The organism is Plantactinospora endophytica (assembly GCF_016862915.1).
In the GTDB taxonomy this organism is placed as follows: Bacteria; Actinomycetota; Actinomycetes; order Mycobacteriales; family Micromonosporaceae; genus Plantactinospora; species Plantactinospora endophytica.
Window position 1 is genome coordinate 1 of sequence record NZ_BONW01000073.1, and the last position, 1,990, is coordinate 1,990.

Annotated in this window: 1 protein-coding gene; it reads right to left on the reverse strand. The window is 73.0% G+C overall.

Going from position 1 to position 1,990, the window contains the following annotated elements:
• Positions 1 to 1,990, reverse strand: a 1,990-nt coding sequence (locus tag Pen02_RS41365; RefSeq protein WP_203871676.1) for a condensation domain-containing protein, incomplete at both ends; no start/stop codon positions are given.

The window sequence follows — 1,990 nt, forward strand, 5'->3', positions numbered from 1 at the left end:
AGACGGTCCAGGTCGGGTGGTGCGGAGATCGCGGTCGCCGGACGGTTGCCGATCTCCAGGCGCTCGGTGTCGACGAGGACACAGTCCAGCGTCGGGTCGAACCGGTCCGCGTGCCGGGACCGGGTGACCACCACCCGGGCACCGGCGTCGGCGAGCATCGCGTTCACCCGGTCGGCCGGGAACGACGGGTCCAGCGGCACGTACGCGCCACCGGCTTTCCAGACCGCCAGGAAGGTGGCGATCAGGTCGGGGCCCCGGTCCAGCAGCACCCCGACGATGGACTCCGGGCCCACGCCACGGGAGCGCAGGTGCCGGGCCAGCCGGTTCGCCCGGGCGTCCAGCTCGGCGTAGTCGAGTTCCAGTTCGCCGAGCGCCACCGCCGGCCGGTCCGGGTAGCTGGCGACGATCTCGGCCACCAGCTCCGGCACGGTACGGGTCGGCGCGGCCGTCGGGTTGACGGCGTACTCGCCGAGCAGCCGCTCCCGCTCGTCCGCCGGCAGGTGGCTGTCCCGGGCGTCGCCGCCGGCACCGGTCGCCGCCATCGCCGCCAGCACGGCCCGGTACATCGCGCCGAGTCGGGCGGCATCCGGCCGGCTCAGCACGTGCGTGTCGGCGGTCAGCACCAGGCTGCCGGTCATCGCGGCGACGGCCAGGCCGAACTCGGTGGCGCCCTCGCCGAGCCCGGACTCCACGTCGACAAGTTCGGTGTCGACGGCGTCGAAGTCCTGGTAGCTGAAGCGCACGTCGAGCAGGCGCTGCCCGTCGGCCAGCTCGCGCTGGATGGCCGGCATCGGGTAGCGCCGGTGCGGCCACAGCTCGACCTCGCGGTCGAAGACCTGCCGGACCAGCTCACCCCAGGTCGCCGCGCCGCGCCGGTGTGCGAAGGGCAGGGTGTTCAGGTACATCCCGTAGACCCGGTCGGCGCCGTCGACCTCGGGGCGGGCGCTGCACACCAGGCCGGTGAAGAAGACCGGCTCGTCGGTGAGCTGGCTCATCACCTTCAGGTGCGCCGCGTGCAACACCGCTTTCAAGGAGGTACGTGTCGCCGTCGCCAGCGCCCGCAGCTCCGCTTCCAGGTCGCGCAGCGGCACGGTGACCGAGTACGGCTCCCGGGCCGTCGACGCGTCGCCGGCCCAGCCGCTCAGCAGCGACAGTTTGGCGTACCCGTCGACGATCCCGCGCCAGTAGTCGCGGTCCTCGGCCGACTCCAGCGAGTCGAGTTCGGCGGCGACGAAGTCCGCGTACCGGACCGCCGGCCGGGTCGCCGGTGCCGGGGCGCCGCCGGCCCGGAGCTGCTGGTAAAGCTCCAGCAGCTCGGTCAGCATCGCCCGGTGGCTCCAGCCCTCGGTGATCGGGTGTGAGACGGTGACGGACATCCACCACGCCTCGTCGCTCTCCTCGTGTACGGCGAACCGCAGCAGCGGCGCCACCCCGAGGTCGAACAGCTCGGCCCGTTCCGCCGCCGTGAAGTCCCGGATCGCCTGCTTCCGCCCGGCCTCGTCGAGCTGTCGGATGTCGCGTACGAGGATCGGGATCTCGGCGGTGTCGTTCACGAGCTGCATCGGCACGGAGTAGCTGGTCAGGTCGAACGAGGTACGCAGCAGTTCGTGCCGCGCCACCACGATCCGGGCCGCCTCACGCAGCGCGGCCAGCCCGAACGGGTGCTCAGCGCGCAGCCGGAACGACGTCACGTTGTGGTACGCGTGCAGGTCGCTGTCGGCCAGCATCTCCACCACCATGCCGAGCTGCACCTGCGACAGCGGGTACGCGTCGACCACCCCGGCCGGCAGCGCGGCCCGGTCGGCGGCGGAGAGCAGCGCGAACGGCGCCACGGCCGGCCCGTCGACGGTGGTACCCGCCGAGGTCGCCGCCGGCACCGGACCATCCAGCTTCTCGGCGAGTTCGGCGACGGTGCGGTACTGGAACACGTCCCGGACCGCCACCTCGAACCCCGCCGCCCGCAGCTTGCCGACCAGCGCCACCGCCCGGA